Source organism: Bacillus cereus group sp. MYBK15-3, assembly GCF_051916765.1.
GTDB lineage: Bacteria > Bacillota > Bacilli > Bacillales > Bacillaceae_G > Bacillus_A > Bacillus_A cereus.
Genome location: NZ_JBQAHG010000006.1, coordinates 29,536 through 51,383, shown reverse-complemented (window position 1 = coordinate 51,383; position 21,848 = coordinate 29,536). Strand labels below are relative to the sequence as shown.

Below are 21,848 nucleotides of genomic sequence, written 5' to 3'. Positions count from 1 at the left end.
CTGTTGTCTATTTACACTATCGGTTGACTGTCTATTTCTACCTGCTGTAATATGTATATCTAACAGTTTGGATATACAAGAAAAAGCACACTTTCAGATGACTATACAAACCACCCACGTGTGCTTTCACTCTATATTTATTTCTAAACTAATCCCGTAATCCTTGTAACCTAAAGATTGCTCTCACAATTTCTTTTCTTTTATCTTCTATGTCTATTTTATTTACTTGTATTAACCCATATAATAATGTTCCTATTACAATTCCATATTCTTTTTGGCTGATTGTATCTACCATGCCCTGTATATTATCGAATTTTTCTTCTCTATCAGATTCGCAAAACGCATCTCGTATCCTAATATCATGTACATTATCTATTACGTATTCGACTGCTTCTCTATCTGTATATGTAGGTATAATTCCGTTCCCTTTAGTTGTCTGCTGCTTGTAATTCACGTCTTCTGCCATAACCATCTTTACATTCTGTAAAAAAGCAGTGCGGAATCCCTTATCGCCAACAGGTTCTGTAAGTTTTCGAAACCCTTCACTAAATCCCAATATATCCATCGCACAATCCACCTTTTTCAGTAATATGTCTCCCTCACACTTACCCTAATTCTCTATAACGATTACCTTATCTACTCCGTACGCAACCCCAAGCGTACTGCCGTTATCCCAATTTACATGTATCGTCCCTATATCGTCTACATACCTTACTGTACCTTTAGTCCCAATCGGTATAGTCTCGCCCTCCATTTTAGTAAGCGCTACCCTTATACCTTCTATAAACTTTTCCTTTAGCCTCTTCAACTCATCTCTTTCTATAACATCCATAAGAAATCCCCCTAGTTATCCTCTATTTTATAGACCAATCTATCACCACAATCCTCTTACCATCTATTTATACGTTTCATAGCTATACAAAAATCCTAATATTACCGACTATAAAAAACCCCTCAAATATGTACTATACCACATATATCTTCGTTATAGGTTACCGAATCATTACTTATTCCGTTGTTTCCCAAATGTATGTCAAAAAAAGACGAGTATACACCCGTCTTTTCATCTGTCCGCTATTAATCAACGACATTAAAATCAACGTTTTCTTCAATCCAGTCACGTCGAATCCCAACATTACTGCCCATTAATGTGTTGATTGTTTTGTCCGCTCTCACTGCGTCTTTAACTTTAACCTGTAATAAAGTTCTGTTCTCAGGGTTCATTGTAGTTTCCCATAGTTGCGACGCATTCATTTCACCTAACCCTTTATAACGCTGAATTTCGTACCCTTTTTTGTACTTTTTCACAATACGTTTCAGCTGCACATCATCCCAACAATACTCAATGTTTTTACCTTTTTTATCTGATACTTTGTAAAGCGGCGGCATAGCAATGTATACTTTACCTTCACTTATCAACTTCGGCATGTAGCGGTGGAAGAACGTTAATAGCAGCACTTGGATATGCGCTCCGTCCGTATCCGCATCGGTCATGATAATTACTTTATCATAGTTGATATCTTCAATTGCAAACTCTTGACCAATACCCCCACCAATTGCATACACAATAGACTGGATTTCGTTGTTACTCATAATTTTGCTCATAGAAGCCGTTTCAACGTTAAGTGACTTACCACGTAAGGACAGAATCCCCTGTGTTTTACGGTCACGTCCCTGCTTTGCAGAACCACCCGCTGAGTCACCCTCTACCAAATACAGCTCATTTAGTAGCGGATTACGCCCAGAAGGTAGTGTTAACTTATCAGACTTAACACCCTTACTTCCGTTTTTATCCCCGTTACGAGCCTTATCCCTAGCTTTCTTTGCATCCTCACGCACCTTCTGCGCTCTGATAGCCTTTGTAATTAAGTACTCCGCTACCTGCGGGTTTTCATGTAAATACTGCGTTACTCGCTCATAGAAATAACCGTCTACATATCCACGTACCTCTGACGTACCTAACTTACCTTTTGTTTGTCCCTCGAACTGCAGAATATCCTCAGGTACACGCACACTTACGATACCTACGACACCCTCACGAATATCTCCACCCTCAAGGTTTTTATCTTTAGCCTTAAGATAGTTGTTTGCTTTTGCGTAGTCATTAACCGCTCTTGTTAACGCCGTCTTGAACCCCGTTTCATGTGTACCCCCATCTTTTGTACGCACGTTGTTTACGAAAGATAGGATGTTCTCAGAGTACCCATCGTTCCACTGCAAGGCAATGTCCATTTCAACTCCGCCTTTTTCTCCTGTGTAGAACTGTACAGGACTCATTGCCTCTTTTCCTTGGTTAAGGTAGTTTACGAAGTCCCCTAACCCTCCATCGTACTTAAAGACCTCTTCTTTTACTTCCTCACCACGTTCATCACGTAAAACAATCTCCATCCCTTTCATAAGGAATGCCGTCTCACGTAATCGCTCAGCAAGGACATCGAATTTATATTTTGTTGTTGAGAAGATATCCTTATTTGGTAAGAACGTTACTTCTGTTCCTTGGTCGTTGGTATCTCCTACAACCGTAAGCGGTGTTTTTACTTTTCCACCATCTTCAAACTCAATAAGATGTTCTTTACCGTCACGGAAAATACGCACGGTCATGTAGGTAGATAATGCATTTACTACCGAAGAACCTACACCATGTAGACCCCCAGAAGATTTATAACCACCCTGTCCGAATTTACCTCCGGCATGCAGCACTGTAAAGATAACCTCAGGCGTTGACTTATTCATCGCTTTGTTCCAACCTACAGGCACTCCTCGACCGTAATCACGTACTCGAATCGCATTTCCCTGTAAAATAGATACGATAATTTTGTTACCGAACCCTGCTAACGCTTCATCTATTGAATTATCAAAAATCTCATATGTACAATGATGTAACCCTGCACTAGACGTATTACCAATATACATCCCCGGTCGTTTCCGTACCGCATCTAACCCTTCCAGTACCGAAATGGAATCATCGTCATATGTATTTGTTACTTGGTTTTGTTCGTTTGTTTGCTCTGCCATTGTAGTCATAAAAACCACCTTTCTCTGCCCAACCTATCACGGACTTTGTTTACTCCCCTATCTTACCTACTTATCTATCTCTTTACTCTGCGTTTGTTATCAACAGATTAATGGATTTTCCTTAAATCAAACCCAAGCACCACTAGCTTCCTAAGTTCATCATGAATCCTTTTACCCTCGGCACTCCCACGGAATGTATAAGAAGCAAACCCCTTCTCAATTCCCGTAAGTATGCTACCAAAGAACTTCTTTTTATATATTGTCTCGACAGTACCACCTTTAATACTACCGATATCAATTTGATTTGGATGTACAAAGTACACATAGTCGTTCGTTCGCAACTCAAAGTACCCCTTATCCCTAACCATTCGGAATACAACACCGAGCTTCAGCAAACGTCTTTCCTCTTTAATTGCTAGCTTATGTAAGTTATGTAATCTTTCTATCTCTACACTCACCTAAAACCCTCCTCGCATTAGTCATGGTTGTCTATTCGTATCTCTACTGTCTTCACAAAGACTACAACATATCGGAGGAAACCCTTGTTTCACCCCTCACCTCACCTATATCACAACAAGAAAAAAAGGACTCATAAACATGAGTCCTTTGGCATACACGCCTAGATAAAAGGTAATTGTGAGATAAAGAATAGTCCCAATATAACGGGGTTTGTTAGGGTCTAGATTGTGAGGGATACGAACATATGTACCCTACAACTATAATACATCTAACCCCTCCAAAAGTCAACAAGATTACCACAATATTCCCTATACTATATTGAATATGTCGATATACAGAACTGTCTATATCCCTCAGTTTTTACGAACAATTAATCCGCCCACATCTACCGGGTCTTTTGTAACCGTAACCTTTGTGTACCCTTCTAGCATATTTAACGTAAGTTGCTCACGTAACCAACCTTTTGCCTCTTCGTACAGGTTATCCGTTACTCTCTTCGTTGTTCCTAGCAGTAACTCGGACTTATCTTGAAACCTCGTAATTCGGAACAATAACGCACTATCCGTATTACTTGTTTCGTTTTGGTTCAGTAACCAATCATCACCTTCCCAATCGTAATCCTTGTAAACTGCCACGATATCCGCATCTGGTACATCAGGAATCGTGATAAACATATCCCTCCACGTAAACGTCCCCTCGTGTTCTACAACCCCTTTATTTGCTAAGCAGCGCTGAATAAGCTGTGTGAAACCCGCTTCAGAAATCATTGTCACCTTATGGTTACCTAAGAAACCCATCTCCATCATCCCTTCTTTTTGTATTTATACTACTTACCTTTCAGTATATCGAAAAAGAGCAGATATCTAACCCCTGCTCTTCTGAAATAAACCAATTTCTATTCTTTTATTTCTACTCTATCAACCTACTTACCTCTTGGACTTATATACAAAGTAGGGTTTATCTGCATATCCTCTACCCCAACAGACTCCCCACCGCTAACCTTTGATATCTCTAACCTATTCGCGTTTTTATTTGTGAACACAACCGCCATTTCCTGCGCAAGCTCCTTTTCCTTGCCGTCTTCCCCTCGATACGTAACTTTATAGTACTGTACGAGCGTATTGTCCTCTACTATTACTTTATACGTATCTATACCCTTAACTGAGGACATCGAAATAGCCTCTTTACGTGTTATAGGCTCATACGAAACTACCTCATAGGTATCTACTGGAAATGCTTTCATCTTCACATTGTTCCTTACCCAATCTACTCTCCTACTGTCCGTATATACGGAAAATGCTAACGCCAACATTGCCGTAACACCGACTAGCATAGTTACAATCTGTATCTTATCCATAACTGTCCGTTTATTACCTTCCATCAAAGACCACTCCTAACTCTTTTCTACGTATAAAACTGGATTTACATAGTTCCCTATACTATCTAGCTTATCCGTAACTTTAACCGCTTGTAACTTGGGTCTTCTTCCGTCCTCTACATACTCTACTTTTACAGGCTGCTCAATTGTATACCTTAAATTCTCCTCATCTACATATGTAACCTTAGCGATGTATACGTCTGTTAGATTATCATAGTTACCTGTAACAAACTTAACATTATCATACCCTTTGTACATATTATCACGAATGATTGTCGTACTTTTTATTAGTTTATAATCCTCAACTTCAAACGACACCTTCGGGTACAGGTTTAACTTCTTTTCTACCAACCTGATTTCTTTACTTTCCTCTACTAATGTATAAACTCCAAAAGAAAACAAAAGAATCATACCGATAAAACTACCCCAGAATATTAGATATTTCTTGTATTTCGACTTACTTTTCTTTACCTCATCTTCCATATACACCCTCCTTACTTATTTACTAGTTTACCGTTTCTAACCAAATAAAAAAGGTAGACTCATATCACCTACCTTGTGTTCTCTGTGTTTTGTTTGGTAAATACAACGTAGGGTTTATCTCTACCCCTTTATATCGTCCTTTAACGTTAACCCGCTTTACATGCAGTTCTGGGCTTTTAATACCTACAGAGTACTTCACGAACACCGCCTGCTCCATTCCATATAAACGACCGTTTTCACCGATATAACTAACCTCAGCAGCATGCAACCCCTGTGTATCGTTTGTAAATATATCAAAGCCCTTTCCTACCTTAGACTTACTGCTATCTGTCGTCATCTTCGTTACTTTATAATCCTTTACCTCATACACATACTCTGGATACGTATCTGCATTCTTCTTTATAGTCTCCCTTTGTCTCGAACCCTCATCTATTGAATTCGATACATTCCACCACCATCTCACCCCAGATATAATACAAAGGGTAACTAAAACCGCTATACCAATGGCACAAATAAGACTGACCCATTCCCTCTTAGTCATACCCTCAGCCTTTTTTAGCTTCACACACCTCACCCCTTACCTTTATTATCCTTCCCTTATTTTAAACTCTTTTACATACCAAAAAAGGTAGATAATTATCATCTACCTTACGTATTCGGTAAGTATAAGACCGGATTAATCTCACGACTCATTCTCCAAAACTCTCTCGCATCTACTAGTTTAGTAGTTTTTAATACAGGCTTATTTACATCCCCCGTAAACCTCACTGTAACTGGCTGATTAATCTCATGTAGATTTCCCTGCCCATCCGTATACTGCACCTTTACTTTATATACACTCGGCGGGCTACCGTTCCCCTTATCGTCTTTAGGGACAACAAACAGGAATTTAACCCCTCCCTCGCCATCTTCGTTAAAAAACATAGGGTATCCAGACTTCTTAAACTCATCGTAACTCTTTACGCTGTAAGTCATTGTTGGATATGTACCCATCCGCTCAGTTATCCATTTCTTGTCCTCGTCCATCTTAACCCTATCTTCATATAACCAATAACCGAATGCGGTAATACTCAAAATAGCAGCAATTAGTCCAAGTCCGAACCATATATTCATTTTTCTATCGTAACTCATACCTTCCATCCTCTCGCTGTCATCTAACCTATACCCTCTCTACCCAGTTTCGGTACATACCCTATAACAGAAAAGGTGGACGAATCTAATCGTCCACCTCATTTCACACCTATTTCTTTATTCCCCAACAACAACCGTTGGATAGAATTTTGTAACCCCACGATAGTCTTCTGGTAAAATCAGCACTGGGTTTACTTCCGCACGTACCTCAGGGCTTTTTAATTCCTCACTTACTACCTTAACCTCTAGCATCGGCTCATTTAAATCTTCGCAGTACTTTACAATTACCGGCTGCACGGTAGTTCTTTCGTCTCCAAAATCGTCTACATATCCCACGAGATACCCAACCAATTCCGTTCTTCCTTGTAAATCAGCATCTTCATACGCATAATCGAACTCACGCTCATCTAATGTATCTCTAAACGATGCACGATAACTTAAATACCTGTATGCCCAAACGTTATACCTTTTTGTCTCAAAGTCCGAAACATAGGGAAGTAATTTACGTCTAATCCTTTTATCTTTACGTATAAGCGCTCTTGTTGTGTACCCTGTACTTTTGGTATCCATCCAGAATAGAAAGACTACAGCGACCAAACAAACGACCAGTAATAGCAACCTATACCCGCTACCTCCACTATTCCCTAAAAGATTAAACCAGCCGAGCGCAGCTATACTAAATATAACCACTGCTCCAAACCAAGTGGTTATATTGTATTTAGTTGAATCTAACATAAGTAAACCCCCTTTCCTTTATATCGTACCTTTATTATACACTTACATACGCACAAAAAAGGTAGACGGTTATCGCCTACCTTACTGTTTATTCGGTATGTACAATGTTGGGTTTACTTCTAAATCTAACGACTCCGACTGTGTATCTTTTCCCAATACTTTAACCCTTAATTCTGGTTTGGTTACCTCATCTGAGTACACGACATACACCTTTTGGTCTGCTGTATGTAACTGCCCACCCGCATCAACATATTGTACGTTCGTCTCATACACATCTTCATTACCTACCTCTTCCAACGTACCCCAAGACCCTACAAAGGGGAATCTAACTGACCCATCCAGATTCGTATCTACTAGGGACATTCCAACATGCTCCAAATCACTATACTTCTTAACCCCGTAGGATTTAGTAACTGCTTTACGTACCTCAGAAGCTGCCCATCTACTTGTAGCCTCTTTCCTCTCCATACTTTCGTTTACCTCTTTACCCACTAATACACAAACATATATAATACCCCCAAAAACCGCACATATGATAGCACTAACTACCAAACACTCTACATAACCTTTCCAGTTTTCTTTTATTCGTTCAGTCACATAGACCAACTCCTTTTATTTTCTATCTAAACTATACCACTTTATTATATTTTGGTCAATATATTCTAGTTATAAAGGACAGGAAACGAACCCTGTCCTTATTTGTTATTCGGTAAGTATAAAGTTGGATTTACAGCTACATCTTTGGCGTACTTACTTCCGTCTTTCTTTACCTCTTTAACCCTTAGTTCTGGTTTATTGATTTCGTCCGTGTACACCACATACACGTTTTGCGTTACAGAGTTTAACTCACCTTTATGGTTTGTATACGAAATCGTAGACTCATACACCGTAGGAACTTCACCATCCTTATTTACCCCTACAAACTTAAACTGTGGCGTACTTGCATTGATATTCTCATCATTTCTCCCTAACACACTCGGCTCTAACTTAGAATATTCCTTTACCTCATACACTTTTGTTTCTGCTTTATCTGTTTTAGACGCTGCCCAGTTGTTTGCCGCTCGTACCTCTTCCAAAGCCAACTCCACTGCAGCTTCCTTTTCTTTTAGTTGGACTCTACTGTCATAGAATGCGTAACCACCACCCAATAACGCCAATAAGGTAATGATTATAACTATAGGTATACCTGCATCCCATTCTTCCTCAACTGTATCTTTACTCATAACGCTCAACCTCCTTATAGATTAAAAAGGTAGGGGATTCCCCCTACCTTACTTGTTTGGGATACATAACGTAGGATTAATGAATTTACTGAATCCCTCGACCTGTTTATCTTCACTAACCAGTTTTACTTTAAGTACAGGCTTTTCTATACCTTTTACATACTTCATAATGACTGGCTCTTTCGTAGTCAAAATAAGACCATCATCACCCGCATAATCCAATTGGCAGTTATACACACCTTTTAGACTACCGTTGTCATCTTCATCTGGTATGAATTCGAAATTTCTCGTACCTATTGACTTACTCAAGTCAGTAACCTCTTTTAGTTTTTCGTAGTTCACTACATCATACTGAACGGTCTCAAAATCGTTTACATACAACCTTAAGTCATTTCGAATATTCTTGTAGTGATTTTCCTTCTTTTTGTTTCGCAAAGGCTTCGCTACCGTATCTACAATCGAAATGACAGTAGCAACCCCTGTTAGCACCAGAATGAATACTAAGACATATTTAGGAGCTATGATATTTACACCAAATGTCTCTAATAGATATCCCACCATAAGCCAACATGTCAGAAACAGTACACCGCAAGTTACGACTACAAGAGCCTTTTCACTTCTACCTCTATTATTCAAATATAAAACCCCCTAACTCAACCAACCTCTAAGTGTTTGCACCCAGACAGGAAACAGAACGAGCAAGTGCTTTTTGGTAAACCAAAACACTCCCGCAAACAATAATGTGATAAATACACTCCTTGCAATTGCCTTATCTCTAGCCATTACATTAATTACGCATACAATAATTGCCCCTACAAACAGGCAAATCATCATGTTGTTAAAATCCAATAGACACACCTCATTCAAATATCATTACATACATCTATACAGATTATTACCTAACATGCTCGGACTTGTCTAGAGATTAATAACAACCCTACCAGTATGCTTTCGCCTGTCACCTGTACACTATCCATTTCTTCAATAAGTTCCAACGTTAAACGCTCATGTACTTGTTTTAGAAGCCCATTATACAAATTCTCAGCCTTTCTAACCGTAGACCCTACCGTAAGCTCCTTCTTACCATTAACCTTTGTAATTCGGAACAGTAGCGCCTTGTCCTGCTCCCCAGTTTCGATATAGTTTGTTACTCTGTCAGCTGTACCCCAATCCTTCGTGTTAAACACAGCCACTACGCCATCCTTAGTAGACGACACTTCAATACCCTCTACTGTTCTAAATTCCCCACGCATTGGCTCCCAGTTTGGTGTTAAACAGTCTCTCAAAATAACCCCCATTGATAATTGATTTACATATTTTACATTCTCCATGATTTATTCCCCCATTAACCCGACTTACTGCCGTTTCTTTTATCGATTTCTTGTTTTATCTATTTCAGAGTTTACCTTACTTTTCACATAAAAAATGGCAGATTGTTATCAACCCATAGAAAAAAGACCCCCAATACGAATGTACTGAGAGTCTTTTACTGCCCCATCTGCCGGCAAGCTTAAGATGGTTCATAGAAAATAACTATCCTTCCCTTAAGGAAAGAAGGTGAACTTAATGGATACCTTTATACTACTCTTATTGTAGCTACAATTCAAGCCGTTACACTGCAATCCTACCGTTAGACCACCCATCAGTCCCACTTAACAGCCAATTGACTCTAGCTTTTGTGAATCCCGCCTTAGATAAAACCCTTCTACACTCCATTACATCAGGGAATACATCCTCATTCTCTCTTACAATATCACTTAGCTGTACACCCCTGCGAAGTAAGTACATAATCCACGTAGCTTTACTTGCCACATCTTCCCCATTTTTATATAAACGTTTTACCATTCCACGAATGCGGTTTACATGACGATTTGGATACATAACACCTAGTGCAATACAAACCTGTCGGCATGTGTAACCCTTCTTTAAAAGTCTATCCGCTATATCTAAATTTACCCCAATCACGTCCGTCGCTAAACTTGTTTCCACTTTTAACTTTGCTTTTGAGTAATTCATTAATCGGTTTGCCGCATACTCCATTCTAGCCGCTATATAGTTCTTATCCTTACGAATCTTCTCTACATCCGCCATACCGATACCATATCTTTTCTTAAACACCGTCCAAGGAATACCCTCAGCATAACAAGAAGACCCAAACTCATCTAAATTTGCATCAAAAAATTCAATCTCCCCGTACGTATATGAATCTAGTTTATGTAAAGGTTGCAGCAGCATCTCTGCAAACAGTTTTCTCTCCAATTTTACTCCTTCATGACACATGACCTCTCGTCACCCCTCAGTTATTTTTATTACCTTAAGTATACCGAAACATCCTCATTTACTTTGCCCCATCCTTATCACGCAAAAAAGAACCGAGAGTTAAAACCCCTCGATTCCTTCCGACACCCTAAAGTCAAAGTTATCCACTAACCACTTGGCATCCTTGACTACCATATTCATCTTCATTACATGTGATTCTTTTTGTATTGTCCCATCTATATCAATAACAAACGTATACTTGATAATTACATCCGCTTTATCATCAGCCGTCTTTGTGTAATATACATCTTGAATCTCAGCACTTGTTTTTCTATGCTTTCCTTCCTCGTCGTGACCATGTGTATCCTCACCAGACCCCGTAAGCTTTTGCTCAGCAGCTCCTGTAACCATCCCACGTAGTTTGTTTACCTTATCCTTGCTATCACCCTTACTGTCGCTTTGTGCGAGTAAGCTCACAAACAACTTAGCAGCATCCTGCCCCTTGTCTTTTGTATTCTCTTTTAACGCACTTACTTTACGCTCTAGCTCGGCATTGTTTTTGGTTAATGAATCTATCTTCTTTGTTAACTCTGTTTTTTCTCTATCCGCATAGGTTGCATCGCTATGTTTACTTACAAACGTCCCGATATTGGTTAGCACTAACCCTGCAATAAGCCCGATTAGTATCATATCTTTCTTTGTCACAAAACCATCTCCTTACTTCGGTAAATATTTAGTTGGGTCAACTTGTCCGAACTTAAATGCTGTCTTTACTTCAAAATGTAAATGGGGTCCCGTCACCTGCCCAGTAGCCCCGCAAATACCAAGTTGTGTACCTGCTTCGACTTGTTGCCCCTCTTGCACATTTAACGATGTCATATGCCCATAGAGCGTCCATAACCCGCCCTCATGTTCAATAACTACCACGTTACCGTAACCCCCAAATCCAGAACCCGGTGCGCCAAATTTAGCCCAACCAATTTTACCTTTTTTAGCTGCTAGGATTGGTGTTTCCCCTTTTTTACATGCAAAGTCTGTACCCTTATGGAAGCTTGCCCCCATCAAGTTACGGGGTCCGTATGGACTTGTAACCTTCGGCGTACCCGAAAGTGGGTTAGAGAACCCCTCAGAGCTTGCAGAACCCGGATTTTCTACCTTTGGTTGTTCACCAGAACCACCGCCCGTTGACTCGCCACCCCCATCGGCAACCTGCCCTGTCTTTGCTCCACCTTCCTCAGAAGCAATAATGGCTACGACCCCACCTAATACAATAATTGCAATCCCTAATGTAAGGAGCATCGCCAGAATAAACCCACCTAAACCTAAATTACCTGCTACAAAAAACCAAAATTTTCTTTTCTGACTCTTCTTTTTCTTTATTTGAAGTTTACGTTTCTTCTTTTCTTCCTCTCGAGCCAACTCTTCGATTTCCTCTTGGTCACTTCCCTCGGCATAAAACCCGGCATCACCCACTTCACGGGTTTCACCATTCCCATAACCTGTACCTATGTCGCCGCTAGCCCGCTCCTTCGCTCCCAAACCATCATTGGAATCCGCTACATCTTCATTATCTGGATTCGTCCCGTTATTAAGTCTATCTAGCGGGTTTCCTTTATGAACATCCAAGTCGCTTCGAAAACGTGAGGTACTGCTACCTTTATCACTAACCCCATATCCCGGTACTTGTTTTCCATACTTCTCAGCCTTATCTCTCTGGTTAATATCCGCTATTGGTCTACGCTTACCCCGTCTTTTGGTAATTCCGTCCTGTACCTCTTTTTGACGCTCCTCGACCTTTCTCAGAACCCTTTCCTGTTGTCTATCATCCTCTAATTTCTTCTCTCTAGCCGACATTTGGCTCCTTGCATTTGCCACAATACCACCTATCTTTCTACCATTGTCCGGTAAAAGTTCACATTCCCACGTGCATCCTCTGACTCTATAAGTCTTGCTTGAATAACCATCTTCACATCTTTCCACGTTTTATACGTAGATAAATCCAGTATCCTATCCGGTCTCACACCGTAGTTCATAGAAAATAACCTCTTATCGTTATCGCTGCAGCCATTACACAGCAACACACGAACCCTACTTCCACTCTGAAATAGGAATTCTAAAATAATAGAGTTATAACTTCCCTCTAGTACCCTAACTAACTTGATTCTGTAGACTACATCCACATGTGTTTTACTCTTAACTCCACTCATTAACCCAGACTTTAAGATTGCTAACCTTGCTTTTAAATGTAATTTATCCGCAAACGTAAACCCCCTCTGTCCTGTCATCTCACGACTCAGTTTCATTTAGCATTCCTCCTACTTTTTTGCATGTTCTCGTATTTTCTGCAGCTGCTCGTTGCTGTACAACACTTTACCCTTATACTCGAACGGCGCTTTACAACAACCTGTAACCATCCTCGGTATTTGCGAAGGGTCTTTTGTAGGTGGGAGTTTCTTCTCCTTTAACGCCCAAATCTTTTCACACTCGATACAAACATACGTATGTAGCTCCAACCCAGACTCAGATAAGCCCCCATACACAGGCAACCCATGTTTCTTAAGCTCTTCACTGAACTCCACAGACTCCTCTCGACCATCCCGTCCTTGATACCACAGTGCAATCCGAACTGCCTCTCGCAGAGCTGCATATAACATATCTTCTTTCTTACCTTCCATTAACATGCGATAATCTAAATCAACCTCGATTTTCCCTTGCCCTAAAAATGAAGTCTTTGCATACCGTTTCTCCCTATATAATTTCTTGTTCGCAAACACCTCTCCCCGAAATGTAAGTCTGTAATGTTTCTCTAAAAACCTCTCAATTTGTACTCGGCAATATGTAATATTCTTTTCTACACGTTCCCGTTTTGTTACCATGTCTATCCCTCACTTGTTGTAATTATCTACCTTATATAGCTACAATCCGAGTTCGTTGTCTTTCCCTTATTTAATCAAATAAAAAAGAGAGGACTCTGCCTCTCTTTGTCTTTACTGCCTGTTACCTTTACTTCTTATCATCCACTCGTTTACATGATACTTGATATTTAACCCCGTCCACTACAAACTCTACTGTCCCCTGACAGTTAAGAACTACGCAACGCTTAAACTCTTCCGTCACATCTTCCTCACCAATGAACTGCCCAGTAGGGTTTATTTTACCCACATACACCTTTCCAAATCTATGTAATGCATTCAATCGTAATTTTTCTGTACTTAACACAAATGAAACCCCCGACCTATTTAATCTTATTTACGTTAACCACACGGTAGTTTTTATGATTTACTACCGTCATTTCAACTCGATTGTCTGGCTCAATTTCTATATCGATAAACTGAACTAAGACTGAATTTACATACTCTTTCACAACAACCCCACTGGCGTAACCATCGTTATAGCTAAACTCGATAACGTCGCCCGTAGTTGCCTGCTTATTCTCGCGAAGATTATTCTCTTCCTCATACTCCTCAATTCCACGAGAAACTTCATATAGCTGCACCTTAAGCTCTCTTGCAATAGCCTCCTGCTTCTTCATACCTATTCGGTACATATGAACCGCTTTTTTCTTCTCCTTTGTTGTTAACATCTAACTCCCCCTTATTTATTTTTATCCTTTATATATTCTATCTTTATATCTCTCACAACGTCCCTTAACCCTAGAATGACTACGACTGTTACAAGTATTAGATAAATTCCCGCCAGTACCATAAACATGTTCATATCTAACTTATGTATTAATCCTGTGTACCCAATAATAAATGCGTACATCCCTGTAACTATTGGAAACTCCAACCCTGTTTTAAGTCGTATATAGAGCAGGTTGTTAATCCCGATTAAGGCTGTATTCTTTTTCTCTCTGATTTCCTCCGATGACATCGTCTGCACCGGATTCGACCGTTTCATGTTATCATTCACATAAAACGTTATAGATGCGTTACCGACCATCCGCAATAAATATATCCCGCAGAACCCTAAGAAAATAAACAGAAAAGCTCCTGCTATCGTCTTATCGGAAATAACGAAAGTCCTTGCAAACATCATACCTTTATGTGATTCTATATACTCTTTTACCTCTTCTATCTTCATATCTTTTCCGTCAAGCCACTTGGAATCAAACGCCCAATACCGATTAGACCCTAACATCTTGGTTTTGTACGCCAGTCCGTTATCCGTAGCCATCAAAACATCTGACTTACCCTCATGCAAAGCATCACTATATGTCCTGTACTGCTTATCAGCCCATGTAGCTGCACCTACCTTATCGAGTTGTTTATGAACCTCTTTTGTTGTCTGGTATGTAAGTCCACAACTTATCAGAAGGGATAGAAGTACCCCCACAATCAGAGTCTTCCCAATCCTGCTCATTAATTCCTTAACCATTCAAACACCCCTCTATACGAAAGTATACATTAGTTTTTAAATCAACTTCCCAAGATTGTTATCAAAAAATCTTCACAACAAAAAAGGAAGGCATACATACATACCTCCCTTTCTAACTTCCTACTCTTTCGATACGACCTAATCAGTTGTTTGCCCACTCAGGAAACACTAACTTCACCACGTCATCAACACCGTCTGTATATAGCATTTCAGACTTTCTCCCTAACTTCGTATCTCGTAACCATTTCAAACTACAAACCTCCAGAAATTGCTCTTTTGTATACTTATTTTCGTCTAACACTAGCCAACGTAGGTACTTTACAGCGTTTTCTTCTGTCCAATAACCAGTAGGTACTCGTCTGAACTCCCAAGGATTAAACCTGCCCGGATATACATCATTAATCATTGCGTGGAAACTCCTCTTCCATATTCGGTCGAATGGTGTACCTAACTTGTTATCCCTTACCCAGTCAATATCCAGCTCTGGTATATCCGAATCCTGCAGCTCACACCTCTCCAGAGTCCACTTTACTGCCTCAATTGCTGTATCTTCAGTCCAATATCCTGCAGGTACTTTACCAAACTCCCAAGGCTTAAACTCTCCCGGATATACATCGTTAAGCATAGAACGAACACTGCGATTCCATATCTTCCCGAACGGTGTGCTTAGCTTATTATCCTTTACCCAATCATCATCTATCTTAAGTACTTGTTCCCTTGTCATTTTACGTTTTTCTCTTACTGTCCACTGCACAGCAAGAATAGACATCTCCTTTGTCCAAATCCCAATAGGTGCCATCCTATACTCCCAAGGCATAAACCTATTCGGGTATACATCGTTAAGCATACCGTAAACGTCATCTTCCCACAGGTAATGTAGCGGCGTTTCAAACCCATTTACGTACAACCAATACCTATCTACATTAAGTAAAAACTCTTCCTCTGTCAGTTTATGCTTTTCTTCAATAGCCCACCTAAGCCTATCTATAGCCCCTTGTCTTGTCCAACTTCCTATTTTATCTAATGTAGGCATCGATTTACCTCCTCAATCTCTCCGATTTAACTAGCATAATTATAGACAATTCCCGACTTCTTTTTAGTCCGATTCTTATCGTCTATATATCTGGTGACATTAAAAACAAATATATAAGAAAAAGAACACTCAATCAGAGCGCTCTTTACGTTTAACTATACATATCTGTTAACTATCTACCCACTCAGGGAATACCTCCCTCACCATCTCACCTATACCGTTTTCCCAAACACCTGCAATTTTAGCATTTACCTTTGTACTCTGTAACCATTTCCAACCACATACATCCATAAACTGCTCTTTAGTATATTTGTTTTTATCTAGCACCAACCAACGTAGGTATTTTATAATGTTCTCTTTTGTCCAAAACCCCACAGAAGTCTTTTTAAATTCCCACTCAAAGAACTGGTGGGGGTATAGCGCCTCAACCATTTTAAACGAATTTCCACCCCAAACCTGCCTACATGCGACTATCAGTTTATTATCTCTCAGGAAGCCCATTCCATAAACCTTCATCAACTCTTCTCTTGTTAAACTATGCTTCTCTTCAATTACCCATCTCAACGCCTCCAAGGACGTTTCCTCCGTCCAATAGCCCACAGGTACTCTTCGAAACTCCCAAGGCTTGAATCGACCCGGATATATTTCGTGAATCATATTTTGGAAACTACCTTTCCATATACGATTAAAGGGCGCAGCCAACCCGTTACTTGCCATCCAGTCTTCCCGTAGCCCTAGTATCTGAGAACCAGTCAACTTATGTTTTTCTTCAATCGCCCACTTTACCGCAACAATAGCCGTTTCTTTTTTCCAGAATCTTATAGGTACGTGCGACAATTCCCAGACCCTATACTCGCCCGGCTTCCAATCTTCTAACAGCCGTGCAGGACTCCCTCCCCAGATATTTGATAAAGGACTTTTAAGCCCCTTAGACACCAACCACGAAACGCTCCATACCTTTACAATATCCTCACGACTTAACCCCTCAGCTTGTACAATTTCACCAAGCATTTTAAATACTCTCTCTTTTGTCCAGTAACCCTCTGGAAGCCTCACTAACCACTGCGGTCTACGTAACGGCTCAGAACCCGTTACCCACTCAGGAAATGCATCAGAAAACATCTTTTCTAAATTCCTATCCCAAATCTCTATAGCTGCAGTGTCCAGTCTTACCTCCTTTACCCAATCCCAATTATATGTATTTAAAATCTCGTCCTTTGTGTACCCCTTATCATCTAACACCAACCAACGGAAGAATCGTATACTTGCAGATTTTGTCCAGTATCCACAAGACATGCACAGAAAATCAGAGTCATTAAAACGATTCGGATATAAGTCACGCAACATACCAAATATATCCCCTCCCCAAAAATTTAAACAAGGCGTTGTTAACCGATTATCTGTTATAAATTTTCTACTGTAAAACTCCAGTAAAGCCTTATCTGATAATTCAAGTTTATCTTCAATTACCCATTTTAGTGCAGCTAATCCTAATTCTTTTGTCCAAAATCTACTAGGTAAACTTTTAAACTCCCAAGGTTTAAAACGATTCGGATATAAATCTTCAAACATCATAGGTACACTATCTAACCACTTGGAGCGAAATACTTCACCTAACCCGTGCGCACCCATCCACTTCTTATTTACCACAACAACTATCTCTGAATCCGTAAACTTATATTCATCCTCAATAAGTCTTTTTACTTCACGTATTGCAGCTTCCTTTACCTCACATTTCTTAACCACCAATTCAATCATCTTCCTTACCCCTCCTATAAAAAGAAGCGCCCTTTCGGAACGCCCCCATCACTTATTTCCTTTACTAATTAACCAGTTTCCAAGCCGTTCTCGTAGCGTTACTGAGTCCTTTACCTCTAACCCCTCGACCTCTTGCTTCGGCTTTATTACCTTAAGTACGTGTTTGATGCTTTGGTATGTAACAGGCACATGCAGTATAAACCCCAATACTGGGATAAACGACACTGCAGCAGCTGCTATCCCTAACACATGTATAGAACCTTTCTCGACCTCTACAACGCCCGATTTCGCATACATTAACATAAAGACATGTGCAACACCTACAGACATTACAGCCCACGTTGCTTGGGCGTTAATCAACGAATCAAGCATAAGTGGTATAGCGAAAAAGAACTCAAAGCAAGCAAGGATTCCAAGCCCCACAAGGTAACACGTATCGTCTAATCTCATACTAGACCCCCCTTATCCAAACTCACGATAAAGTTTATCCATATCTTCGCTCTCTAGAATTCTCCAAAACTCAGCCGTTTCTTCCTCATCTAGCAACCTCTCGCGTAAGTCCATGTACAAGTACACAACTCGTTCTGCTATTTTGCTATACTCTGTTGCCCCTGTATCTAAATACGCTAAACATGCATACACTGCACGATGCCCGATTTCGGCTAAATCAATTGAGTTCCCCATAAAGTATAGCTTTTCCGGGTCAAACTCCCCCTCTTTATAGAATCGGAGAATGTAAGACTCATTCCCTATCTCATACTGCGGATACAGTATTTGAATATCTCGAATCAGCATGTCGCTAACCCTTCTATACAATCTTTGTGCATCGTCAGGACTTGAATCCTCCCACATAATATCCTCAGCTACCTTTTCAGGATTCTTACAGTCCGTGCAATGCACTGTACCATCGACTTCTACGATAAATACACCCTTGTATGCTTTCCCACAACGCCTGCAGGTAGCAAATTCCACCATCTGCATCCTTAAAACCTCCTAGCTTTTTACCTACGCCCGAATTAGCTGATACCCGTCTTTCGCCAATGCAGGTGTAACTAAAATTGTATCTTCTTCTTTACCCGTAAAGTCTACTACCACTGTCCCATCTGGGAATAAAATATCTTTACGTTTATCACTTACGATTTCAACACGTAGCGCATCTCTAACCGTCTCTTTTAGTTCAATAACAACCTCAGGCACTCCTGCCCCGCTCATTTCGTTAAAGTCAGCAAGCGTTAACCACGTTTGTCTCTTTAATCCACTAATAGCAGCACGGAAATCTGCTTTTTTCTTTTTTCTTACCTCTAGTTTAAACTGCTTCTTAAATTTTTTGAGCGTATTTGTATCAACCTTGACTCCGCATGCATGAGGATGTCCCTCAGCTGTAAAGCCCCACTCCCGAAGAGTTGTATAATCAAAATTGATTCCTCGGAAAGAACCAACCCACAGCCCTGTTTCTGGCTCCTCGTACAACACCATCGCCGACTTATCGTACTGACTTAAAAATCCGTTTGCCATTAACCCTCCGATTGGTCTCAGCTCAGGTTTCTTCTTTCTAAGATGTAAGACAAAATCATCTTCCACAAACAACTTACCGGAAGAAAGCAACTCAGATATCATAGCCTGCTGCCTTGTTCTCACTCTCTGTCTATCGCGTTCGACCGTGTTCATCTTAGCCCTTACATTCATACTATTGACCATTTTCATCGCCCTGCTGCCCTCTCCAATACGGATTAAAGCATTTAGGTACGGAATTAACCCATAGCCGTAGAACGAACGGAACGACCCGTAAAAACGGAACTGGTTGAACATATAGTTTGCTCTGTATTCCGCATAAGCTCTTCGCACATAATAGCGGTTCTCAGCATCCCTCATATCACATATATCTGAAAGAACTGTAATCCCTACATACTTTTCATACATCTCAGTCATGACCTTAAATTTCTTACCTAGCTGCTCGATGAATCGATACACAACACCGCACCCAGATAAATGAGGTAAATGCTCATGGTCAATAGGATTCACTACCCATGCACCATCTGTAACCAGAGGTGTTTTTCTATCGTATGGGTGGTGGTCAAGCACAACTACTTTCACACCTAACTTCTTAACCAAGAAGTTAATCTCACGTGTGTCCCCAGAACCTGCATCCACTACAAACAACCACTCGAGTTTCTGCTCTTTAACCCAACGTAATGCTTCCTTCTGTAATCCATGCTTTTTCTCACTGTTCATAAACCTTACAGGCTTCTTACCGAATCGAATCAAGAAGTCCTCAAGTATATGCCCACTGAACAACCCATCTACGTCACAGTCGTAAAGGATACCAATCCGTTCAACGCTATCGTTCAGAATAACCCCAAAGGCTACCTTGGTTACAACATTCCTCATCTCTTTCCAATTTAACGTTTCCTCTTTATGCTCCCTTAAATCTTCCTTCGTCATCCCCCGCTTTTTTAGTACGACATCTAGTGCCTTCACTCCTCATCCCTCAATTCTTACTTATTTCACAAGTTTCCAACCCTCACATTGGAACTCAATAACCTTCTCGCCGACTGGCTTACTGATAAGCTTTAACCCCGACATATCACTATTAATTGCACTGTCATGTATGGCTGTGTACCCGTTATACCTAAACTGAATTTGTGTAAGTAAGTTTGCATATAGCACAAAATCATAGAGTACAACACACAGTCCGATAAATACCGCAACCGATAGGACTTTATGCATGATTCCCAATCTTATAGCATTTATTTCTTTTCGTTTACTAACCCTAACCGTAAACAAAATAGGCATCATAATGACAGCCGCACTGGTTACAACTGTGAAAGTTAAGATTCTGCTTCCAACTGCAAGCATGTAAATCCCTACAACCGCAACCATACACACAAGCACCTTGTTAACTGCAGGAAACCCAACTACTCTTTTATTTCGAATCGGCTCCCTATCGCTAAACAAACTACTCATGGTTCACTATATTAAATGTGTCTAACGGATACACATCTTCCTCAATAACAATGTAAGGTACTTTATCTACCTTTTGATTATATGTCCCCTCTGGAACTCTCTCCGTTAACATGGCAATTTTACGGAACTCCTTTTTGTAGTACACAAGCACCGCCCGCTCCTTACCTAGTATGGCACGTATATGAATGTCGTCACCATGATACGACTGCCTCGCATATAAAATGGGTAGTGATTCTAACTCTTCTCTTTTCATCTTATTACCTCCTGTCCTATCTCATTTTATTGTATATCAAAAAAAGGGAAGGTTCTCCCTTCCCTTTATCACTATGTAACTTTTCTTTTATTTTTATAACGCTTCTGCAGCTAATACGTCGATATCGCCCGGAAACATTGTTTCATACAGGTCTGCATCCACATTTTTATAGTCAATGTTGTCCTCTTTTAAACGAGGTGCTAGTTCTAAACTGTCAATTTCTAACTGTACACACACTTGGATTAGGTTTTTACCTTCCGCCAGTAATTTTACTGCCTGCTTGTACATTTCATCTGTAAGGCATTGCCAAATTAAGCCAGAATCATCATCGTCTTCACACATGTTTTGCTCGATATCGTACATTGCTTCTTTACGTTTTTTTACAATCTTATTGATTGCATCAAATGTGTCTTGCTTAAATTCTGCTAAGCGTTCCCCTTTATATTCACGGTTTCCACATTCATGAGCGGAGTATAAACCAGTAGGCATTAATAGTTCTTTACATACCTCAGCCACACTAACCCCGTTTGCTAAACGATACTTACGCATTTCTGTCTCTGTTCCAACTTTTAATTCTTTTGCCATCTTAATAACCCTCCATTTTGTTTTGGTATTCTCTACGATTTGTTTGTTTTGTTTGTTTGTTTTTTGTTTGTGACTAAAATATACCACTTTTTTATATTTTAGTCAACAGGTATTATCCTTTTTCTTTTTGTATAGGATATTTACTTTTTTCATAAGCCCTAGAGTCTGTAAGGCTCTTTCACCTGACTACTTTTA

30 protein-coding genes are annotated in these 21,848 nt (G+C 40.1%); all 30 read right to left on the bottom strand.

The annotated features are described in order from the left end of the window. Nucleotides 1-148: 148 nt before the first annotated feature. A complete protein-coding gene (locus ACTFR8_RS22230; RefSeq protein ID WP_193635720.1) occupies nucleotides 149-565 on the bottom strand; it encodes a hypothetical protein in 417 nt (138 codons plus the stop codon). A 45-nt stretch (nucleotides 566-610) separates the two neighbouring features. After that, nucleotides 611-832: a DUF4314 domain-containing protein gene (locus ACTFR8_RS22225; protein ID WP_221660232.1), complete on the bottom strand. Its 222-nt coding sequence runs from the start codon at nucleotides 830-832 to the stop codon at nucleotides 611-613. 245 nt (nucleotides 833-1,077) lie between these two features. Beyond that, nucleotides 1,078-3,015: a DNA topoisomerase IV subunit B gene (gene parE, locus ACTFR8_RS22220; protein ID WP_221660681.1), complete on the bottom strand. Its 1,938-nt coding sequence runs from the start codon at nucleotides 3,013-3,015 to the stop codon at nucleotides 1,078-1,080. A gap of 107 nt (nucleotides 3,016-3,122) precedes the next feature. After that, a complete protein-coding gene (locus ACTFR8_RS22215) occupies nucleotides 3,123-3,473 on the bottom strand; it encodes a hypothetical protein (protein WP_221660231.1) in 351 nt (116 codons plus the stop codon). Between the two features lie 354 nt (nucleotides 3,474-3,827). Beyond that, complete coding sequence (locus tag ACTFR8_RS22210) at nucleotides 3,828-4,271, bottom strand: hypothetical protein (RefSeq protein WP_221660230.1); 444 nt, start codon at nucleotides 4,269-4,271, stop codon at nucleotides 3,828-3,830. Nucleotides 4,272-4,396: 125 nt separating this feature from the next. Then, a complete protein-coding gene (locus ACTFR8_RS22205; RefSeq protein ID WP_221660229.1) occupies nucleotides 4,397-4,858 on the bottom strand; it encodes a hypothetical protein in 462 nt (153 codons plus the stop codon). A gap of 9 nt (nucleotides 4,859-4,867) precedes the next feature. Next, complete coding sequence (locus ACTFR8_RS22200; protein WP_221660228.1) at nucleotides 4,868-5,335, bottom strand: hypothetical protein; 468 nt, start codon at nucleotides 5,333-5,335, stop codon at nucleotides 4,868-4,870. Nucleotides 5,336-5,399: 64 nt separating this feature from the next. Further along, a complete protein-coding gene (locus ACTFR8_RS22195) occupies nucleotides 5,400-5,900 on the bottom strand; it encodes a hypothetical protein (RefSeq protein WP_221660227.1) in 501 nt (166 codons plus the stop codon). An 83-nt stretch (nucleotides 5,901-5,983) separates the two neighbouring features. Beyond that, nucleotides 5,984-6,466: a hypothetical protein gene (locus ACTFR8_RS22190; protein ID WP_221660226.1), complete on the bottom strand. Its 483-nt coding sequence runs from the start codon at nucleotides 6,464-6,466 to the stop codon at nucleotides 5,984-5,986. Nucleotides 6,467-6,583: 117 nt separating this feature from the next. Then, entirely contained in the window at nucleotides 6,584-7,201 is a 618-nt protein-coding gene (locus tag ACTFR8_RS22185) for a hypothetical protein (protein ID WP_221660223.1), read from the bottom strand. Nucleotides 7,202-7,282: 81 nt separating this feature from the next. Further along, nucleotides 7,283-7,798 carry a hypothetical protein gene (locus tag ACTFR8_RS22180; protein WP_221660218.1) on the bottom strand — a complete coding sequence of 172 codons (516 nt, stop codon included), beginning with the start codon at nucleotides 7,796-7,798 and terminating at the stop codon, nucleotides 7,283-7,285. A gap of 98 nt (nucleotides 7,799-7,896) precedes the next feature. Further along, the gene (locus ACTFR8_RS22175; protein ID WP_221660213.1) at nucleotides 7,897-8,424 is read right to left on the bottom strand and encodes a hypothetical protein; all 528 of its coding nucleotides are present in this window, start codon (nucleotides 8,422-8,424) and stop codon (nucleotides 7,897-7,899) included. A gap of 48 nt (nucleotides 8,425-8,472) precedes the next feature. Further along, a complete protein-coding gene (locus tag ACTFR8_RS22170) occupies nucleotides 8,473-9,060 on the bottom strand; it encodes a hypothetical protein (RefSeq protein WP_221660209.1) in 588 nt (195 codons plus the stop codon). 263 nt (nucleotides 9,061-9,323) lie between these two features. After that, nucleotides 9,324-9,755, bottom strand: coding sequence for a hypothetical protein (locus ACTFR8_RS22165; protein WP_221660204.1), 432 nt, complete (start codon nucleotides 9,753-9,755; stop codon nucleotides 9,324-9,326). 280 nt (nucleotides 9,756-10,035) lie between these two features. Beyond that, nucleotides 10,036-10,683: a hypothetical protein gene (locus ACTFR8_RS22160; protein WP_440027891.1), complete on the bottom strand. Its 648-nt coding sequence runs from the start codon at nucleotides 10,681-10,683 to the stop codon at nucleotides 10,036-10,038. A 120-nt stretch (nucleotides 10,684-10,803) separates the two neighbouring features. Next, on the bottom strand, nucleotides 10,804-11,388 hold the full coding sequence (locus ACTFR8_RS22155) for a hypothetical protein (RefSeq protein ID WP_221660198.1): 585 nt from the start codon (nucleotides 11,386-11,388) through the stop codon (nucleotides 10,804-10,806). A 12-nt stretch (nucleotides 11,389-11,400) separates the two neighbouring features. Further along, nucleotides 11,401-12,558 carry a M23 family metallopeptidase gene (locus ACTFR8_RS22150; protein ID WP_308125252.1) on the bottom strand — a complete coding sequence of 386 codons (1,158 nt, stop codon included), beginning with the start codon at nucleotides 12,556-12,558 and terminating at the stop codon, nucleotides 11,401-11,403. An 8-nt stretch (nucleotides 12,559-12,566) separates the two neighbouring features. Further along, on the bottom strand, nucleotides 12,567-12,986 hold the full coding sequence (locus ACTFR8_RS22145) for a hypothetical protein (RefSeq protein ID WP_221660195.1): 420 nt from the start codon (nucleotides 12,984-12,986) through the stop codon (nucleotides 12,567-12,569). Between the two features lie 12 nt (nucleotides 12,987-12,998). Then, a complete protein-coding gene (locus ACTFR8_RS22140) occupies nucleotides 12,999-13,559 on the bottom strand; it encodes a hypothetical protein (protein ID WP_221660190.1) in 561 nt (186 codons plus the stop codon). 127 nt (nucleotides 13,560-13,686) lie between these two features. Continuing rightward, on the bottom strand, nucleotides 13,687-13,902 hold the full coding sequence (locus tag ACTFR8_RS22135) for a hypothetical protein (RefSeq protein WP_221660185.1): 216 nt from the start codon (nucleotides 13,900-13,902) through the stop codon (nucleotides 13,687-13,689). A gap of 16 nt (nucleotides 13,903-13,918) precedes the next feature. Further along, entirely contained in the window at nucleotides 13,919-14,266 is a 348-nt protein-coding gene (locus tag ACTFR8_RS22130) for a DUF2187 family protein (RefSeq protein WP_221660183.1), read from the bottom strand. 11 nt (nucleotides 14,267-14,277) lie between these two features. Then, nucleotides 14,278-15,060 (bottom strand): hypothetical protein, encoded by a 783-nt coding sequence (locus tag ACTFR8_RS22125; protein ID WP_221660179.1) that lies wholly within the window; start codon nucleotides 15,058-15,060, stop codon nucleotides 14,278-14,280. A 142-nt stretch (nucleotides 15,061-15,202) separates the two neighbouring features. Next, nucleotides 15,203-16,093, bottom strand: a complete 891-nt coding sequence (locus ACTFR8_RS22120; RefSeq protein ID WP_221660177.1) for a hypothetical protein — start codon at nucleotides 16,091-16,093, stop codon at nucleotides 15,203-15,205. Nucleotides 16,094-16,261: 168 nt separating this feature from the next. Beyond that, nucleotides 16,262-17,851, bottom strand: a complete 1,590-nt coding sequence (locus ACTFR8_RS22115; RefSeq protein WP_440027886.1) for a hypothetical protein — start codon at nucleotides 17,849-17,851, stop codon at nucleotides 16,262-16,264. A 48-nt stretch (nucleotides 17,852-17,899) separates the two neighbouring features. Next, complete coding sequence (locus ACTFR8_RS22110; RefSeq protein WP_440027883.1) at nucleotides 17,900-18,301, bottom strand: hypothetical protein; 402 nt, start codon at nucleotides 18,299-18,301, stop codon at nucleotides 17,900-17,902. Between the two features lie 12 nt (nucleotides 18,302-18,313). Further along, on the bottom strand, nucleotides 18,314-18,832 hold the full coding sequence (locus ACTFR8_RS22105; protein ID WP_221660164.1) for a hypothetical protein: 519 nt from the start codon (nucleotides 18,830-18,832) through the stop codon (nucleotides 18,314-18,316). A 24-nt stretch (nucleotides 18,833-18,856) separates the two neighbouring features. Beyond that, nucleotides 18,857-20,329 (bottom strand): DHH family phosphoesterase, encoded by a 1,473-nt coding sequence (locus ACTFR8_RS22100; protein WP_440027879.1) that lies wholly within the window; start codon nucleotides 20,327-20,329, stop codon nucleotides 18,857-18,859. Nucleotides 20,330-20,350: 21 nt separating this feature from the next. Then, nucleotides 20,351-20,815, bottom strand: a complete 465-nt coding sequence (locus ACTFR8_RS22095) for a hypothetical protein (protein WP_440027876.1) — start codon at nucleotides 20,813-20,815, stop codon at nucleotides 20,351-20,353. Further along, nucleotides 20,808-21,068, bottom strand: a complete 261-nt coding sequence (locus ACTFR8_RS22090) for a hypothetical protein (RefSeq protein WP_440027873.1) — start codon at nucleotides 21,066-21,068, stop codon at nucleotides 20,808-20,810. The genes ACTFR8_RS22095 and ACTFR8_RS22090 overlap by 8 nt, the downstream gene beginning before the upstream one ends. Before the next feature lie 93 nt (nucleotides 21,069-21,161). Continuing rightward, nucleotides 21,162-21,653 (bottom strand): hypothetical protein, encoded by a 492-nt coding sequence (locus ACTFR8_RS22085; protein ID WP_221660144.1) that lies wholly within the window; start codon nucleotides 21,651-21,653, stop codon nucleotides 21,162-21,164. Between the last annotated feature and the right edge of the window lie 195 nt (nucleotides 21,654-21,848).

What these genes read in the sequence shown, in the direction of transcription:
- ACTFR8_RS22175 (WP_221660213.1), bottom strand. Translation starts at nt 8,424, where the DNA reads ATGAGTAAAGATACAGTTGAGGAAGAATGGGATGCAGGTATACCTATA.
- ACTFR8_RS22130 (WP_221660183.1), bottom strand. Translation starts at nt 14,266, where the DNA reads ATGTTAACAACAAAGGAGAAGAAAAAAGCGGTTCATATGTACCGAATA.
- ACTFR8_RS22105 (WP_221660164.1), bottom strand. Translation starts at nt 18,832, where the DNA reads ATGCAGATGGTGGAATTTGCTACCTGCAGGCGTTGTGGGAAAGCATAC.
- ACTFR8_RS22140 (WP_221660190.1), bottom strand. Translation starts at nt 13,559, where the DNA reads ATGGTAACAAAACGGGAACGTGTAGAAAAGAATATTACATATTGCCGA.
- ACTFR8_RS22200 (WP_221660228.1), bottom strand. Translation starts at nt 5,335, where the DNA reads ATGGAAGATGAGGTAAAGAAAAGTAAGTCGAAATACAAGAAATATCTA.
- ACTFR8_RS22230 (WP_193635720.1), bottom strand. Translation starts at nt 565, where the DNA reads ATGGATATATTGGGATTTAGTGAAGGGTTTCGAAAACTTACAGAACCT.
- ACTFR8_RS22095 (WP_440027876.1), bottom strand. Translation starts at nt 20,815, where the DNA reads ATGAGTAGTTTGTTTAGCGATAGGGAGCCGATTCGAAATAAAAGAGTA.
- ACTFR8_RS22125 (WP_221660179.1), bottom strand. Translation starts at nt 15,060, where the DNA reads ATGGTTAAGGAATTAATGAGCAGGATTGGGAAGACTCTGATTGTGGGG.
- ACTFR8_RS22225 (WP_221660232.1), bottom strand. Translation starts at nt 832, where the DNA reads ATGGATGTTATAGAAAGAGATGAGTTGAAGAGGCTAAAGGAAAAGTTT.
- ACTFR8_RS22120 (WP_221660177.1), bottom strand. Translation starts at nt 16,093, where the DNA reads ATGCCTACATTAGATAAAATAGGAAGTTGGACAAGACAAGGGGCTATA.
- ACTFR8_RS22110 (WP_440027883.1), bottom strand. Translation starts at nt 18,301, where the DNA reads ATGAGATTAGACGATACGTGTTACCTTGTGGGGCTTGGAATCCTTGCT.
- ACTFR8_RS22190 (WP_221660226.1), bottom strand. Translation starts at nt 6,466, where the DNA reads ATGAGTTACGATAGAAAAATGAATATATGGTTCGGACTTGGACTAATT.
- ACTFR8_RS22090 (WP_440027873.1), bottom strand. Translation starts at nt 21,068, where the DNA reads ATGAAAAGAGAAGAGTTAGAATCACTACCCATTTTATATGCGAGGCAG.
- ACTFR8_RS22185 (WP_221660223.1), bottom strand. Translation starts at nt 7,201, where the DNA reads ATGTTAGATTCAACTAAATACAATATAACCACTTGGTTTGGAGCAGTG.
- ACTFR8_RS22145 (WP_221660195.1), bottom strand. Translation starts at nt 12,986, where the DNA reads ATGAAACTGAGTCGTGAGATGACAGGACAGAGGGGGTTTACGTTTGCG.
- ACTFR8_RS22165 (WP_221660204.1), bottom strand. Translation starts at nt 9,755, where the DNA reads ATGGAGAATGTAAAATATGTAAATCAATTATCAATGGGGGTTATTTTG.
- ACTFR8_RS22210 (WP_221660230.1), bottom strand. Translation starts at nt 4,271, where the DNA reads ATGGGTTTCTTAGGTAACCATAAGGTGACAATGATTTCTGAAGCGGGT.
- ACTFR8_RS22115 (WP_440027886.1), bottom strand. Translation starts at nt 17,851, where the DNA reads ATGATTGAATTGGTGGTTAAGAAATGTGAGGTAAAGGAAGCTGCAATA.
- ACTFR8_RS22085 (WP_221660144.1), bottom strand. Translation starts at nt 21,653, where the DNA reads ATGGCAAAAGAATTAAAAGTTGGAACAGAGACAGAAATGCGTAAGTAT.
- parE (WP_221660681.1), bottom strand. Translation starts at nt 3,015, where the DNA reads ATGGCAGAGCAAACAAACGAACAAAACCAAGTAACAAATACATATGAC.